The sequence below is a fragment of the Dictyoglomus thermophilum H-6-12 genome (genome assembly GCF_000020965.1).
GTDB lineage: Bacteria > Dictyoglomota > Dictyoglomia > Dictyoglomales > Dictyoglomaceae > Dictyoglomus > Dictyoglomus thermophilum.
The window spans coordinates 1,217,192-1,233,247 of record NC_011297.1; the positions used below are offsets into that span (position 1 = coordinate 1,217,192).

Annotated in this window: 15 protein-coding genes and 3 tRNA genes; 2 read left to right on the plus strand and 16 right to left on the minus strand. The window is 34.2% G+C overall.

Annotated elements, in window-relative coordinates; translation table 11 throughout:
* Positions 1-5: 5 nt before the first annotated feature.
* Positions 6-2,609 (minus strand): tetratricopeptide repeat protein, encoded by a 2,604-nt coding sequence (locus tag DICTH_RS06145; RefSeq protein ID WP_012547292.1) that lies wholly within the window; start codon positions 2,607-2,609, stop codon positions 6-8.
* Positions 2,610-2,741: 132 nt separating this feature from the next.
* On the opposite strand from DICTH_RS06145, the gene DICTH_RS06150 reads away from it, so the two are divergent.
* On the plus strand, positions 2,742-3,782 hold the full coding sequence (locus DICTH_RS06150) for a 6-phosphofructokinase (RefSeq protein ID WP_012547106.1): 1,041 nt from the start codon (positions 2,742-2,744) through the stop codon (positions 3,780-3,782).
* Positions 3,783-3,788: 6 nt separating this feature from the next.
* Here the strand turns inward: DICTH_RS06150 and DICTH_RS06155 are convergent, their stop codons facing one another.
* Complete coding sequence (locus DICTH_RS06155) at positions 3,789-4,253, minus strand: DUF2062 domain-containing protein (RefSeq protein ID WP_012548643.1); 465 nt, start codon at positions 4,251-4,253, stop codon at positions 3,789-3,791.
* Positions 4,228-4,734: an HIT family protein gene (locus DICTH_RS06160; protein ID WP_012547155.1), complete on the minus strand. Its 507-nt coding sequence runs from the start codon at positions 4,732-4,734 to the stop codon at positions 4,228-4,230. The genes DICTH_RS06155 and DICTH_RS06160 overlap by 26 nt, the downstream gene beginning before the upstream one ends.
* Before the next feature lie 75 nt (positions 4,735-4,809).
* Here DICTH_RS06160 and DICTH_RS06165 point away from each other — a divergent pair.
* Positions 4,810-4,899 (plus strand) — tRNA-Leu (locus DICTH_RS06165).
* A 5-nt stretch (positions 4,900-4,904) separates the two neighbouring features.
* On the opposite strand, the gene pfkA is transcribed toward DICTH_RS06165, so the two are convergent.
* The 13 genes from pfkA to minE form a co-directional block, all read right to left on the minus strand.
* Positions 4,905-5,861, minus strand: a complete 957-nt coding sequence (pfkA, locus tag DICTH_RS06170) for a 6-phosphofructokinase (protein WP_041723563.1) — start codon at positions 5,859-5,861, stop codon at positions 4,905-4,907.
* Entirely contained in the window at positions 5,861-6,676 is an 816-nt protein-coding gene (locus DICTH_RS06175; protein ID WP_012546929.1) for an acetyl-CoA carboxylase carboxyltransferase subunit alpha, read from the minus strand. The genes pfkA and DICTH_RS06175 overlap by 1 nt, the downstream gene beginning before the upstream one ends.
* The gene (accD, locus tag DICTH_RS06180; RefSeq protein WP_012547890.1) at positions 6,670-7,512 is read right to left on the minus strand and encodes an acetyl-CoA carboxylase, carboxyltransferase subunit beta; all 843 of its coding nucleotides are present in this window, start codon (positions 7,510-7,512) and stop codon (positions 6,670-6,672) included. Before accD ends, DICTH_RS06175 begins: the two co-directional genes overlap by 7 nt.
* A 45-nt stretch (positions 7,513-7,557) precedes the next feature.
* A complete protein-coding gene (locus tag DICTH_RS06185; protein WP_012548635.1) occupies positions 7,558-10,941 on the minus strand; it encodes a DNA polymerase III subunit alpha in 3,384 nt (1,127 codons plus the stop codon).
* Between the two features lie 27 nt (positions 10,942-10,968).
* Positions 10,969-11,268: a hypothetical protein gene (locus DICTH_RS06190; RefSeq protein WP_012547563.1), complete on the minus strand. Its 300-nt coding sequence runs from the start codon at positions 11,266-11,268 to the stop codon at positions 10,969-10,971.
* A gap of 36 nt (positions 11,269-11,304) precedes the next feature.
* Positions 11,305-11,937 (minus strand): uracil-DNA glycosylase, encoded by a 633-nt coding sequence (locus DICTH_RS06195; RefSeq protein ID WP_012548389.1) that lies wholly within the window; start codon positions 11,935-11,937, stop codon positions 11,305-11,307.
* The gene (locus tag DICTH_RS06200; protein WP_012548097.1) at positions 11,925-12,587 is read right to left on the minus strand and encodes a protein-L-isoaspartate(D-aspartate) O-methyltransferase; all 663 of its coding nucleotides are present in this window, start codon (positions 12,585-12,587) and stop codon (positions 11,925-11,927) included. Before DICTH_RS06200 ends, DICTH_RS06195 begins: the two co-directional genes overlap by 13 nt.
* 5 nt (positions 12,588-12,592) lie before the next feature.
* Entirely contained in the window at positions 12,593-13,450 is an 858-nt protein-coding gene (gene speE / locus DICTH_RS06205) for a polyamine aminopropyltransferase (protein ID WP_012547113.1), read from the minus strand.
* A 6-nt stretch (positions 13,451-13,456) separates the two neighbouring features.
* On the minus strand, positions 13,457-13,729 hold the full coding sequence (locus DICTH_RS06210) for an acylphosphatase (protein ID WP_012547838.1): 273 nt from the start codon (positions 13,727-13,729) through the stop codon (positions 13,457-13,459).
* A gap of 9 nt (positions 13,730-13,738) precedes the next feature.
* Positions 13,739-13,815 (minus strand) — tRNA-Pro (locus tag DICTH_RS06215).
* A 9-nt stretch (positions 13,816-13,824) separates the two neighbouring features.
* A tRNA-Pro gene (locus tag DICTH_RS06220) sits at positions 13,825-13,899 on the minus strand.
* Between the two features lie 31 nt (positions 13,900-13,930).
* The gene (locus DICTH_RS06225) at positions 13,931-15,808 is read right to left on the minus strand and encodes an ATP-dependent helicase (RefSeq protein ID WP_012547125.1); all 1,878 of its coding nucleotides are present in this window, start codon (positions 15,806-15,808) and stop codon (positions 13,931-13,933) included.
* A 4-nt stretch (positions 15,809-15,812) separates the two neighbouring features.
* Positions 15,813-16,055, minus strand: a complete 243-nt coding sequence (minE, locus tag DICTH_RS06230; RefSeq protein ID WP_012547453.1) for a cell division topological specificity factor MinE — start codon at positions 16,053-16,055, stop codon at positions 15,813-15,815.
* Between the last annotated feature and the right edge of the window lies 1 nt (position 16,056).

Consider the following 16,056-nt stretch of genomic DNA (forward strand, 5'->3'; position numbering starts at 1 on the left):
TGATCTCATCTCCTTTTAAGCTCTTCTATTTTTTTCTTTAACTCCTTTAAATTTTCATCGTTAGGAGCATATTTCAATCCTTCATTTACTGTGTCTTCCGCAGAAATAAGATCACCCTTTTGAATATAAGCATAAGTAAGATTTCCATAAGCTTGAACATAGTCCTTCTTAAGTTCTAAAGCCTTTTTAAACCAAGCTATAGCCTCATCGTATTTATTTAGCATAAATAAACAGGCTCCTATATTGTTCATAATTTCAGGAGAATTGGGATTATAAGATAGAGCTTTTTTAAAATACTCAATAGCTATACTATAATTTTTATTGTTATAAGCCTCAAGGCCCTTTTGAACATAAACTTTATCATTTAGTGGAATTTCTTTAATCTTATCTTCTTTTCCAAGCTGCTTGTAAATAACTCTTAAAAGATTAAGAGCACTCTCGTAAGTAGGATCAAGATTAATAACTTTCAAAAGATATTCCTCTGCTTTATTTAAATCACCTAATTTATACATTACCACCCCAAGATTATACAAAGTGTCTTTATCATTTGAATTTCTACTTAAAAGTCTTTCATAAATCTCTTTAGACTTATCAAATTTTCCTTCTTGAAAATAAACTCTAGCAACATAATTTGCTGCTTGAGAATGATAAGGATCTACTTCAAGAATCCTATTAGCCATTTCAAGAGCCTTTTTCTCATCTACTAAGTCTGTAGAATACATCTTTAATAAGTTTTCCATAGGAGGAACACAATACCTATCATAAGTTAATGCTTTTTTCAGGTACTCCTCTGCTTTTATTATTAAGCTCTTATCTTTTTGGCCCAAATAATGGTAAGCTTGAGCATAAAAAGCTCCGACAAGGTTATTACTTAAAGATTTATAATAATCATTTTTCAAAAGTCCATTAATATGACTTTCTCCTTTTCTAAACGCCTCCATCTTTATATCCTCATTTTCTGCTCCTCCCATAACTCCTAAATATGCTTTTATTACTGCCTCGTGGAAAGCTGTCTCCTGAGGTCTTAGTTTTATTGCCTCCTCTAACACAGCCACTGCTTTTCCAACCTCTCCACTATTTAAATAGTCAAGTCCATATCTATAATAGATCTCTGCTCTAAAGAATCTTAGAGAAATCCATATACTGAAAATACTTATAAAGGTAAAGATTATCAGAATAAAAACTCTGAATAGGAAGGAAATAGATATCTTCCATATAGAATCTGGTTTTTCCAATTTAAAAAATAGCATAATAAAAGAAGTAAGCATCCAAAAATATAAATATGTTGCTGACAATCCAAAAAGCACAAGACCTTGTATTAAGAAAGATAACCACCCAATAAGGGTTCCTAAAAAGAGAATTCTATTTTCTGCTCCAATTTTATTGTAATTCTTAATACTGTAGAGAAAAACACTTAATAAAACAAAAATAAACGACAACAACCCCAATAAACCTTGAGGGAATAATATGTCTAGAAATTCATTATGCTCTCTATCGGGATAGCCTTTTCCACCATCATATCTTGCCAAATCTAAAGACTTATAGGGAGTAAAATTAAAGGAGAAGGTTTCAGGACCTAAACCATATATTATTCTTGGTGATTTTAAAATTTTATCTTCAAAAAGCCTTATACTATCCCTCCAAGTCAAGATTCTTGGATTTTGTTGAGTTACTCTAAGTCCTGCCCCTATGCTCTCAAATCTCTCTTTAAGAGAAAATAAACCTACATCCTTTTTCTCGATATATAGTTTATTCTCGGTTATGTAAAAAATGCCCACTGTAAGGGCTAATCCTAAAACCAGAGCTAAAGTTATAATCTTATTCTTTTTAGTAAAAAAGCCTTTCTCCTTCCACAGAACAAAAACATAGTAAATTATAATTCCAGCCAAAAAAGCCACCCAAGAACCACGAGTATAACTTCCAAGTAAAACTAAAAAAGAAGCTAAAAATAAAACATAAAGTAAAACCCTTAAAACATTGTTCTTTACATAATAAATGAAAGACAAAATTATTGGCATAACCATTACTAAGAAATGCCCCAAAAAATCAGCATGACCTAATGTAGCGATTATTCTAGATTCTGTCCTAACCCTCTCATACCAAGGCATTAACCTATAAAGCTGTAATATTCCAAAAAAATCGACAATAACTGTAGTAATAAAAACAGTCCAGTAAAAATATTTAAGCTCCGTATAGTTTTCCACCACATTATAAAGAAGAAAGAAAATCACAAAATAAAAAAAATAAGTCAAAAAACCCATCTGCCTCATGTAAGAACCGAAAAAGCTTAAATAAAAGTTAGTAGAAAATATGGTAGATATAATCCAAGAAATTAAAAAAAGAAAAACACTAGCTGAAATGACCTTAGGAGGCAAATTCAATTCTTTTCTTGAAACATAAACCCAAATCGCCCACAGTAATAAAGCAAAGCCTGTCAGTACCCTAATAAGAGTAACTTTTGGAATTTCAGATATGTCATGCAGTTTTAAAAAACTAGGTTGTGCAATTGGAACTAAAAAAATCATCAGAAGTAAAAAGGCAAAAACAAACAATCTAAAATAATGATCCAAAAAACCATGCTTATTATCACGCTTAAGATTTTTCCTCATACCTTCTACCCCTCAAATATTTATTAATCTACGACTATAAAGTCTAACAATCCTTAAAAAGCTTGTCAATTTTTACTCTAAATAATAAAATCATAATTAACCAAAAACAAAATCTAAGAAGGAGGAGGAAAAATGAGTAAAATGCGTATTGGTGTATTAACAGGTGGAGGCGATTGCCCAGGTCTAAACCCAGCCATCCGTGGTATTGTCATGAGAGCGTTAGATTATGGAGACGAAGTTATAGGTTTGAAGTATGGATGGGCTGGTCTTCTTAAGGCAGATACTATGCCTTTAACCTTAGAAATGGTAGAAGATATTCTTGAAATCGGCGGAACAATTCTTGGAAGTTCTAGAACAAACCCATTCAAAAAAGAAGAAGATGTTCAGAAATGTGTTGAGAACTTCAAAAAGTTAAACTTAGATGCCTTAATTGCTATAGGTGGAGAAGACACTCTAGGAGTTGCATCAAAATTTAGCAAACTTGGTCTTCCAATGATCGGAGTTCCAAAAACTATTGATAAAGATTTAGAAGAAACTGACTATACTCTTGGATTTGACACTGCTGTTGAAGTAGTGGTAGATGCAATTAAAAGACTTAGAGATACTGCAAGATCTCATGCAAGAGTTATCGTAGTAGAAATAATGGGAAGACATGCAGGATGGTTAGCTCTTTATGGGGGACTTGCAGGAGGAGCAGATTATATCTTAATCCCTGAAGTAGAACCTAATCTTGAGGATCTTTACAATCACATAAGAAAACTATACGCAAGAGGAAGAAATCACGCAGTTGTAGCTATCGCTGAGGGAGTACAACTACCAGGATTTACTTATCAAAAAGGACAAGAGGGAATGGTAGATGCCTTTGGTCACATTCGTTTAGGTGGTGTAGGTAATGTACTGGCTGAAGAAATACAGAAAAACTTGGGAATTGAAACCAGAGCAGTAATCTTAAGCCACCTACAAAGAGGAGGAAGTCCATCGATAAGAGATAGAATCATGGGGCTTCTCCTTGGCAAGAAGGCTGTAGACTTAGTACATGAAGGAAAATCTGGATTATTTGTTGCTGTAAAAGGAAACGAATTAGTACCAGTAGATATAACTTTAATTGAAGGGAAAACAAAGAATGTTGATCCTGCCTTTTATGAAAGCGTAAAAACTTTCTTTAATAAGTAAGAAAACTCAAGAAGAGGAAGGCGTTTGCCTTCCTCTTTTTTTTCTTTTTCTATAAGCTATTATTATATTCTTTACCACAAAATAAGAGATTATCGAAAAAACAGTAGATACAAAGAGGTTTCCAATTAAATAAGATATGGCAAAGCCTTTTAAGCTACTTCTTTCAAATCCTTTCCATTCAAGTTTTCCACTGACAATAAATTCCCCCACAAAGTAGCTCAAAACCCAAAAAAACGGGGATGTAACATAATTCATAATAAAAGTTCCTAATAATCCTGCTATATAATTTAGCTTGAAGATATAAGAGATTAGTATTACTAAAATTCCTCCAATACCAAATGTAGGAAAAATTCCTATAAAAACACCTATACTAAAACTTAAAGCAATTTTCTCAGGAGAATCTTTAAACCTTAAGAGCTTGAGATAAATATACTTGAAAAGGCTTTTAAGATCTCTTCTTTTTTTCTTCATACAATTTTTCTAATGCTGGTCTTAACTTTTTATACGTACTTTGCAAATCTTCTGGAATCACTTTTGTCTCCCCAAAAACAAACATAAAGTTAGTATCTCCACTCCATCTTGGGACCACATGCATATGTAAATGTTCTGCTATTCCAGCTCCAGCCACCTCTCCTATATTGAAACCTATATTAAAACCATGAGGTTTCATTGTTTCTTTTAAGGCCTCCACAGATATTTGTAAGAGCTCCATCATCTCGGTCAAAACCTCGATACTTAACTTAGTTATGTCATTGGTATGTTCATAGGGCACAATCATAAGATGACCATTATTATAAGGATACAAGTTTAGTATAATGAAATTGAACTTCCCTCTGAGGAGAATAAGATTTTCTTCATCTCTGTTTTCGGAGGGTTTTTTACAAAATATACATTCTTTCTCTTTTTCAGATGTGATATATTTTATTCTCCAAGGACAAAATAATCTTTTCATTAATTATTTCCCCTTTCCCTAAAAATTTTAGATCTTGACAAAAAATTACTTTAAAAGTTATCATTTATCAAGAGTGCCGAAGTGGCGGAATTGGCAGACGCGCCAGACTCAAAATCTGGTGGGTGGGTGACACCCGTGCCGGTTCGACTCCGGCCTTCGGCACCAGTACTTTACCATAAAGATTCCACTTCCCAGTAAAGTTCTGGTGAAACTCGCTTTTTATTTTTTACAACTTCCTCAAGAGGAACAGAAACAGGAGAATTATTTTGCCACCCTATCATCACTCCACTTTCTCCAGCAAGAAGTCTTTTCACTGCATCAACCCCCATAAAGGTAGCTATACTCCTATCAAAGACCGAGGGAGAACCTCCTCTTTGGATATGTCCAAGAACTACAATTCTTGTGGATATTCCAAGTCTATCCTCAATCTGCTTACCAATAAAATAAGCACTTCCTACTCCTTCTGCAACTACAATAATATTGTGTTTTTTATTTTTTCTCTGTCTTTCTTTCAATTTCTCAGTAATATAAGGAAAATCTATAGGAACCTCAGGTATGAGAATTATATCTGCACCACTAACAAGTCCTGAAGTAAAGGCTATAAAACCACATTCCCTTCCCATAACCTCAATAACAAAAGTCCTCTCATGAGCAGCAGCTGTATCTCTGATCTTGTTTATTGCATCTATAACATTATTGCATGCAGTATCAAAACCTATAGAAAAATCTGTACCCCATATATCATTGTCAATACTCCCAGGAATCCCTACTACATTGACACCTTTCTTAAATAGATCATAAGCGCCTTTAAGAGAACCTTCACCACCAATAACAATTAAACCATCTATTCCATGTTTTTTTAGATTTTCAATAGCCCTTCTTTGTCCTTCCTCTTCTTTAAATTCCTCAGATCTTGCAGTACGCAGAATAGTACCACCTCTTTGAACTATCTCACTCACATCATCCTTATGAAGTACTCTAAACTCTTCTTCAATTAATCCCTGATATCCTCGTTCAATTCCTATAACTTCTATTCCCTTAGATATTCCGAACCTTACAATAGCCCTTATAGCAGAATTCATTCCAGGAGCATCTCCCCCGCTTGTAAGAACACCTATTCTCTTAATCATTTCTCCTCTTCCTCCAAGAACCTTCCATAATTTCTTAGTTTTATCCATCTCTCTTCAAGTAAGGTTTTTACATCCTTATTTTTATACTTCCTAATAATTTTACTTAATGATTTTTTCAAATTCTCTACAGTACCACGAAAATCTTCGTGAGCTCCACCATTAGGCTCTGAAATGATTTCGTCCACAAGCCCTAATTTTAAAAGTTCTTCTGATGTAATCTTTAAAGCCTCCGCAGCCTCAGGTGCCTTTGAAGAATCTCTAAACAAGATAGAGGCACACCCCTCAGGAGATATGACAGAGTAGTAAGCGTTTTCGAGAATCATAATATAATCCCCGACTCCTATCCCAAGAGCCCCACCACTTCCTCCCTCGCTTAAAACCACAACTATTATAGGAGTCTCTAAAAGCGACATCTCCTTCAAATTATTAGCAATAGCCCAGGCTTGTCCTCTCTCTTCTGCTCCTATCCCTGGATAAGCACCAGCAGTATCAATAAAGGATATAACGGGCAAAGAAAATTTTTCTGCTAGTTTCATAACTCTCAAAGCTTTTCTGTAACCTTCTGGATGAGGCATACCAAAATTTCTCTTCATTTTTTCCTGAATAGATTTTCCTTTCTCCTGCCCTATTATAACTACACTTTCATTTTCAAAAGTTCCCAAACCAGTAATTATTGCAGGATCATCCCCAAAAAGTCTATCACCATGAAGTTCTACAAAATTGTCAAAAAGTTCATTTAGAAAATCAATAAAGGTAGGCCTTTTAGGATGTCTGGCAATCAAAATTCTTTCCCATGGTGATAGCTTTACCATACCTTCCTCCAAAGATGATTTAATATTAAATACAATACACTTTTAAGTTTTTTCCTTTCTACAACCATGTCTACCATACCATGCTCCAAAAGAAACTCAGATCTTTGAAATCCCTCAGGAAGTTTTTGTTTTATAGTTTGCTCAATAACTCTTGGACCTGTAAAACCAATTAACGCTCCTGGTTCTGCTATAATCACATCTCCAAGAGAACCAAAACTAGCAAGAACACCTGCTGTAGACGGGTGAGTAAGAATGCTTATATAAGGCACTTTTGCTTTTCCAAGTCTTCCTATAGCAGCACTTGTTTTTGCCATTTGATATAGTGAAAATAATCCTTCTTGCATTCTTGCACCACCCGAAGCAATCACAGCTACTACTGGAATTTTATCAACAATCGCTCTTTCCGCAATCCTTACGACCTTTTCCCCAACCACTGACCCCATGCTTCCGCCTATAAACCTAAAATCCATTACCATAATGTAAACAGGAATTCCATTGACCTCACCTTTACCAGTAACAATAGAATCCTTTAAACCTGTTGCCTCTTGGGCCTCTTTAAGTCTCTGAGTGTAGGACTTTGTATCTGTAAATCCTAAAATATCGATCGGAACAATATTTTTATCTAATTCATTAAAAGTACCATAGTCTATTAGCAAATCTATTCTCTCATAAGCATTCAGCTGATCATGATAACCACACTTAATACAAACTTTATAATTTTCATTCCAGTCTTTCGAATAAATTATCTGAGAACATTGAGGACATTTTATCCATAAACCATCAGGAATATCTCGATACTTATTCTTATCATCTTTTTTTAACCAGTCCTTGAACATATCCCCTCCTCACAGAAATTCAAATTTCAATTATTTTACCATAAACTACAAAAGCTTATTTATACTCTCAATTCTACACTCAATTCCATACTTTCTTAGAGACTCTAAATTTTTTCTGAGTTCTTCATCATAAAAAACCCAAAAATCCGGAGCAGTAAGAATAGCGTGTTCATCAAATCTTATAATTACAGGCACAAGGCCTTTTTTGTTTTTTAAAATTTCTCTCACCTTAAAAAGCACCTCATAACCAATTTTATTATCCAATTGAATCACTAAAATATTACTCTCTAGATCTCCTACCTGATCTACAATTATTTTTATTCTCTCTTCAGATTCATCCCTATCAATCTCCAACTTTCCACTAATAATTACTTTTTTACCTTCTTTTAATATATCTTTGTAGTTACCATAAACACTTGAAAAAACTGTAATCTCTGCCTCACCAGTAAAATCCTCAAGTGTGGCAAACAACATCTTTTGATTTTTCCTATCAATTACTTCTCTTACATTCTTTAAAATACCTGGAACAATCACCTGAGAACCAGATTCAACCTCAACCAGATCATCGATGGTATAATCAAAAAGTTTTTCTGAAATCTTTCTCAATTCCTCCTGTGGATCATAAGATACATAAAATCCTAGCATCTCTTTTTCCATCTCTAAAATCTCATCTATAGAAAACTCAGGCATATTATTGATAATTTCCTCCTGAGGCAATGACTCCAAATCAATAAGAGAAACCTGGCCTATATGAGCCCTTTTCATCACCTGAGCTGATTCAAGAATTTTGTCTATATTTTCTAAAAGTGCCCTTCTACTATAACCAAAACTATCAAAAGCTCCACTCTTTATAAGACTTTCTAATGCTCTCTTATTAATAACCTTTGAACTTAATCTTTTTATAAAATCAAATATTGACTTAAATCTACCCCTTGATCTTTCCTCTACTATTGCTTCGGCCACACTTTCACCCACATTTTTAATAGCAGATAATCCAAATCTTATGCCTTGAGGAGTAACAGTAAAGTCTACTACGCTCTCATTAACGTCAGGTGGCAAAATCTTTATACCTATTCTTTTAGCTTCAGCTATATATTTACTCAATTTAGTAGTACTATTTTTGACACTTGTGAGAAGAGATGCCATATATTCTTTAGGATAATAGGCCTTAAGATAAGCCGTTTGAAAAGAGACAAAAGCATAAGCTGCACTATGAGATTTGTTAAAACCATACTCTGCAAACTTTGCCATGTCCTCAAAAATCTCTATAGCTACATTTTCAGGAATACCTCTTTCTACAGCTCCCTTTACAAAAATACCTCTCTGTTCCTCCATAACTTCGGGCTTTTTCTTCCCCATGGCTCTTCTCAATACATCGGCCTGCCCCAGAGTAAATCCTGCAAGTCTGTGGGCAATTTCCATAACTTGTTCTTGATAAATTATTACTCCATAAGTTTCAGCCAAGATAGGCTCTAAGGCAGGATGCATATATTCAACTTTCTCTTCTCCTCTTTTCCTTTTTATATAACTTTCTAATCTACCAAGAGGACCAGGTCTATATAAAGCAAGGACTGCTATAAGATCCTCAAACTTCTCAGGCTTAATATCTCGTAGAAGATTTCTCATGCCTCTACTTTCCAATTGGAACACCCCAATAGTTTCTCCTTTTTGTAAAAGTTCATATACTTTTTCGTCACTTAAAGAAATATTGTTTATATCTATTTCAATACCATAATTTTCTTTGATTTTCTTAATAGTATCGTATATTACAGTAAGAGTTCTAAGTCCCAAAAAATCCATCTTTAAAAGTCCCAATTCCTCGAGATTAGTCATTGGAAGTTGAGTAACCACATCAGTACCGTTCATAACCTGTAAAGGAACATACTCCATCAAAGGATCCTTTGAAATTACTATCCCAGCAGCATGAATTGATGCATGCCTTGCATTTCCTTCTATTCTTTTCGCAATTTCTATAATTCTTTTTGCCTGTGGATTATTTTCTACTAAGTTTCTCAACTCCTCAGATGTATTTAAGGCTTCTTCAATACTTGTATTAGGAGGTATAAGCTTTGCTATCCTATCTACTTCATTATATGGAACATCCAAAACCCTTCCTACGTCTCTTACCGATGCTCTTGCAGCCATTGTTCCAAAAGTTATAATTTGTGCCACATGTTCTTTACCGTACTTATTCCTAACGTATTCAATTACTTCCTCTCTTCTCTCAAAACAAAAGTCAATGTCTATATCTGGCATCGTCACTCTCTCAGGATTCAAAAATCGCTCAAAAATTAATCCCCATCTTGTAGGTTCTATATTTGTTATACCTAAAACATAAGAGACTAGAGAACCTGCTGCGGATCCTCTTCCAGGGCCTACAGGTATTCCTCTGCTTTTTGCATAATTAACAAAATCTTGAACAATAAGGAAATACCCCGAAAAACCCATCTGCTTTATAACTGAGATCTCATAAGATAGTCTTTCTCTTATGTTTTCAGGTATATCCTCGCCAAACCTCTTCTTCGCCCCTTCCCAACATAATCTTTCAAAATAAGAATCTAAGGTCTCCCCTTCGGGAACCTCAAACACAGGAAGAATAACATTATTAAGAGGAATCTCAACGTTACATTTTTCAGCTATCTTTAGGGTGTTTTCTATAGCGTCAGGAACATCTTTAAACAAAGCTTTCATCTCTTCTGGAGACTTAAAGTAGAATTCATTAGTTTTAAATCTTAACCTATCTTTATCATTTAACTTGGACCCCGTTTGTATACAGAGAAGTATATCGTGGATCTCGGCATCTTCCTTTCTAAGATAATGAACATCGTTTGTAGCTACAAGTGGAACATTAAGTTCTCTTGAAAGTTTTATTAAATAACTGTTCACATATTCTTGTTCTTCCATTCCATTGTTTTGTAACTCTAAATAAAAATCTTCCCCAAATATATCCAAATACTCCTTAATCGCATTTTTTGCTTTTTCTAAGTTATTCTGCAAGATATAACTTGGTATCTCACCCGCTAAGCAACTTGATAAAGCAATAATACCCTTTGAATATTCTCTAAGTAACTCCTTATCAACCCTTGGTTTATAGTAGAATCCTTCTAAGAAAGACAAGCTTACAATCTTTATTAAGTTTTTATACCCCTCAAAATCTTTTGCAAGAAGTATTAAGTGATAAAGGTCAGTCCTTTGTTTCTTATCAAATCTTGATCCTGGAGCTACATAGACTTCGCATCCAATAATTGGCTTTATTCCTTTTTCTTTAGCATTCTTATAAAAATCTATAACTCCATACATTACGCCATGATCAGTGATGGCTACAGCAGGCATATTAAACTCAAGAGCTTGATCTATCAATTCATCAATGCGACAAGCTCCATCAAGCAAACTATACTCTGTATGTACATGAAGATGTACAAAACTCATATACCCTAATCACCTTGAAAAATTAAATTATAATTGTGAGGGATCTATCCCAACCAAAACAAAGAAACTCTCTAAAGCTCTCTTTTTTCCCCTTACAACAGGATCACTTTCATCTTTAAGACTTTTATATTCTTCAACCGTTTTCTCGATAGCTGCCTCTAATCCTAATTCTTCTACAAGCTTATACAATTCCTTATATTTATCATGTCTTGCCTCAGCGTTTTTTTTCCAATACTCAGGATCTTTTGTATGAATACTCATAAGCATATCCTGTTTTGCTAACTTTGAAAAACCATCTAATCCTTTTAATATTGCTTCCTTATCCATGACAAAGATCATCTCCCTTCGTAAATTTTTAAGAATTTACCAAAAGGAAAGCTGTTCTTTCTCTTTCTTATTTGTCTCCTTTTGCTCTTCTTCTGACTTCAACGTTAATTCATATAATTCTTTTAATTTTTCAAAATCTTTTCTAATATTTTCAAGAAGTTTTCCATGATAAAGAGCAGCAGCAGGATGATAAGTAACAAAAATCCTCTTCCCATCAACAACATAATCCTTACCGTGAGAATTAGAGATATTTACCGAGTGTCCTAATATGGCATAAGCAGCATATCTACCCAAAGTGCATATAACCTTCGGATTTATAATCTCAATCTGACGTCTCAGAAAGGGAAAACATGCTTTTATCTCTTCAGGAAGAGGCTCTCTATTATTAGGAGGCCTACATTTTAAAACATTTGCTATGTATATATCCTCTCTTTTCAAGCCCATCGATTCTATGAGTTCTGTAAGAAGCCTTCCAGCAGCTCCTACAAAAGGCCTTCCCTGTTGATCTTCATGAAACCCTGGAGCCTCACCTATAAACATTATAGAGCTATTTGGATTCCCTTCTCCAAAAACCAAGTTGGTTCTTTGCTGCCATAGAGAACAATTCTTACAATTTTCAGCTTCTCTTCTTAAAATCTCCAACTCATCAATCTTAGTTAATCTTTCCATCCATATTCCCCTTTCAATGGAACGAATCTTACACCTCCTAAATTTTCCCTATAAAAGTTATCACCTTTCTTCGTTATCCTATAAAGATACTGAAAATCTCTTCCTCCTATGGGAATAACCATTATCCCACCATCTTTTAGTTGTTCTTTCAAAGGTTCTGGAATGTCATAAGAAGCTGCTGTAACTATAATTCTATCATAGGGAGCAAACTCTTCCCATCCTAAAGTACCATCCCCCAGTTTAAAGTAAACATTATTATAACCTAATACTCTTAACCTTTTCTTTGCTTCCTCTAATAATTCTTTTATTCTTTCAACGGTATAGATTTCAAGAGCGAGCTCTGCAAGTATAGCGGTCTGATAACCAGATCCCGTTCCTATCTCTAAAACTTTTTCGTTTCCCTGAAGATTTAAAGCTTCTGTCATCAAAGCTACAATATAAGGTTGAGAGATTGTTTGACCATATCCTATAGGTAAAGCTTCATTCTCATAGGACAAACTCAAATACTCTTGAGGAACAAACATATGTCTTGGTATCTTTAAGATAGCATTCAGCACTTTTTGAGATTTTATACCTTCGTCTTTTAAAATCTCAACTAATTTTCTTCTTTTATGTTCATACTCTGGAGTATCAAACTTTTTAAAATCCAAGGCCTTTAAAAAGCCCCTCTTAAATACTTTGGTAAATGGAAAAGATGATTATGGGTTTCTCCATCGTAATACCTTAATTCACCTTTTATTCTTTGACTAATTAATTTATTAATAACATCAACAGGTTTAAAAGGATCTAAATTATCCCTTGAACCTATAAGAAAACCCCAACTTCCATCAAAAGACGGAATAAAAGTTTGATAAGAATAAGAACTCTTAAATACCGCACTAAAACTTTTTTTAATATTAAAATGTTTGTATTCTTGACCTAATTGAACAGTTTCAGCTTGAGTAACCACTATGCCTGAAGGGTTAAGGATATTATAAACCATCTTATAGAAATCTTCAGTATATAATCTATAAGCTGGAGTATCTGGATAAGGTTCTGGCAAATCAAGAACTACTACATCAAATCTTTCGTTGGTATCTCTAACAAAATTCCAACCATCCTCAAAAACTAATCTCACCCTATCACTCCTAAAGGCACCTTGATGCCATTCCCATAAATATTTCTCAGCAAAATCCACTACATTAGGATCTATTTCCACTGCCACGATACTTAAGTTTTCATATTTGAGAAGTTCCCTTAAAGTTGCACCTTCGCCAGCACCTATAACAAGAACATTCTTAGGATTAGGATGTAAAATCAAAGCAGGATGAATAAGGGTTTCATGATAAATAAACTCATCTTTTTCAGCAGATTGCATTTTTCCGTCTATTATTAAACATTTACCATAAGTCGGGTTTTTGATAATTTGTATTTTTTGATAAGGGGATATAAGATCTACTATCACCTCTTCTACCTTATAACAATGCATCTGATCTTCAGCAACCAAATCTACATACCATTCATAGTCATGCATCTTTACTCACCTTATCTCAAAATCAACAAATCTATTTCCATACTCTCCCCAGTTAACATCAACCCTTTCAACTATAGCCCCTAATGGACCCTCTTCTAATTTCTTAATAAGTTCCTTTAAGGCTTCTTCTTCTCCTTCTGCTTCAACTTCTACTCTTCCATCTCTCAAATTTCTAACATAACCTGAAATACCCAATCTCTTTGCCCATTTATAGGCAAAATATCTAAATCCCACTCCTTGTACTATTCCTGAAATATACGCATGAAAATATTTCTTCATCCCTGAAAGTGGTCGGGGCGACTGGACTTGAACCAGCGACCTCCTACTCCCGAAGCAGGCGCGCTAGCCAACTGCGCTACGCCCCGATTAAAAAATGGTCGGGGCGACTGGACTCGAACCAGCGACCTTCCGCACCCCAAACGGACGCGCTTCCCCTGCGCTACGCCCCGACTTTTCTTGGAATATTATACCATAAATTATCTATTTTTTAACAGTTAAAAGATGGTAAATTTCTTCAAGAAATCTTGATGGTTCCTGATAACGGCTGTATCTCTTGGCAGCATAAGATAAGTAAAGCTTCTCTTTTGCTCTGGTTATTCCCACGTAACATAATCTTCTCTCTTCTTGTATCTCTTCCTTTGTGGTCGCATTATAATGAGGTAATATTCCTTCTTCCATACCTACCAAGAAAACTACCTCAAATTCCAGACCTTTTACACTATGAAGAGTTATCAGCGATACCTTACCTTCTTCTAAAGTACTTTCAAGCTTGCTATTAGTTAGACTTAAATGAGTTAAGAACTCTCCCAAAGTATCTTGGGCTTTACCTGAAAAATTATCTGCAAAATCCATAAGTTCCATTAAATTTTCCATTCTATTTTCTAATTCTTTTTTCTCCTGGTTCTCAAATTCCGACAAGTAATTTGTCTTGTTAATAATTGTAGAAATTAGATCCCTTAAAGTTAGACTATCTTTTAACACTAAAAGGTAAGTCCAAAGCTCATAAAAAGATTTGACTTCTTTTTTAATTTTTGAAACTTCTTTCACAGCCTCTAACAGAGAATAGCCCTTATTATAATATTCCCTTATCATGTTAAACGTAGCATCTCCTATTCCTCTACGTGGAACATTGATTATTCTCTTCATACTCACTATATCATTAGGGTTATATATAACATTCAAATAAGCAACTATATCCTTTACTTCTTTCCTATCAAAAAAACTCATTCCTCCTATAACTTTATAGGGTATATTATTCCTTATTAATGCCTCCTCAAAGGATCTTGACTGTCGATTAGTTCTATATAAAACAGCTATCTCAGACCATCTTCTACCTTTTGCCACCTCAAGTTTTATCTGACGCGCAACGAAATTAGCCTCATCTTCCTCATTTAATGCTCTAAAAAGTACAGGGTAAGTACCATCTTTTTTGTCACTCCAAAGTTCTTTTGGATATCTTTTATCATTGTTAGCAATAAGCACATTTGCAATTTCAAGAATCTGTTGGGTTGATCTATAATTCTTTGTCAAAAAAATAACTCTTAAATTCTTAAAATCCTTTTCAAGTCTAAAGATATTTTGATAATCCGCTCCTCTAAAGCTATATATACTTTGGTCATCATCTCCTACTACAGAAAATTTTTGCTTATCAAGAACAATAATTTTAAATAACTCATACTGAGCCTTATTAGTGTCTTGATATTCGTCTACTAGTACATATTCTATCTTATCTTGTAAAAAGCCACATATAGCCGGTTTCTCCTGCAATAACCTAATGGAATATAAAAGCAGATCAGCAAAATCCAAAGCATTATTCCTTCTCAACTCTTTTTCATATCTTTTATAGACTTCTAAAACTATTTCATCAAAAGAATTGGAAATAAGACTGGAAAATTCTTGAGGGGTAATTAATTGATCTTTAAGACGAGATATTTTCTCCTTTATATCTCTTGCATTATAATCTTTAGCTCTATTAAGATCCTTAAGAATATCCTTTATTAAATCTTCTTGATCATTCTCATCGTAAATAACAAAATAAGGTGATAAACTCCAATATTTTCCAAAATTCTTCAAGAGGTATAGACCAAATCCATGAAAAGTACCCGCCCATACTTTATCGGCATCCTTTGCTCCTAACATGTTATTTATTCTCTTTTTCATCTCTTCTGCGGCTTTATTTGTAAAAGTTAGTGCAACAATATTTTCTGGCTTCGCAATATTATTTTTGATTAGGTAAGCTATCTTATAGGTAATAACCCTGGTCTTTCCAGATCCAGCACCGGCTAAAATTAGAACAGGTCTTTCTATCTCAAGAACAGCCTCTAATTGTTCCTTATTTAGTTCTTTAAGAAAATCCATACTCCTAATCTTTAAGTGGTATATCTATCCTAAGAATTGATTTATTATCCTCACTAGACAGTTCTATTTTTATGTTATCTGAATCGAAGGTCAAATATTTAGACACTGTATTCATAAGATCCTCTTTCAACTTCTCAACAAGCTGGGGCTCGATTTTAGCCCTGTCATACACTAACACAACTTGAAGCCTTTCTTTTGCAACATCTTTTGAGGTAACCCTCTTTCCCCAAATTGTACTCAGCAACATC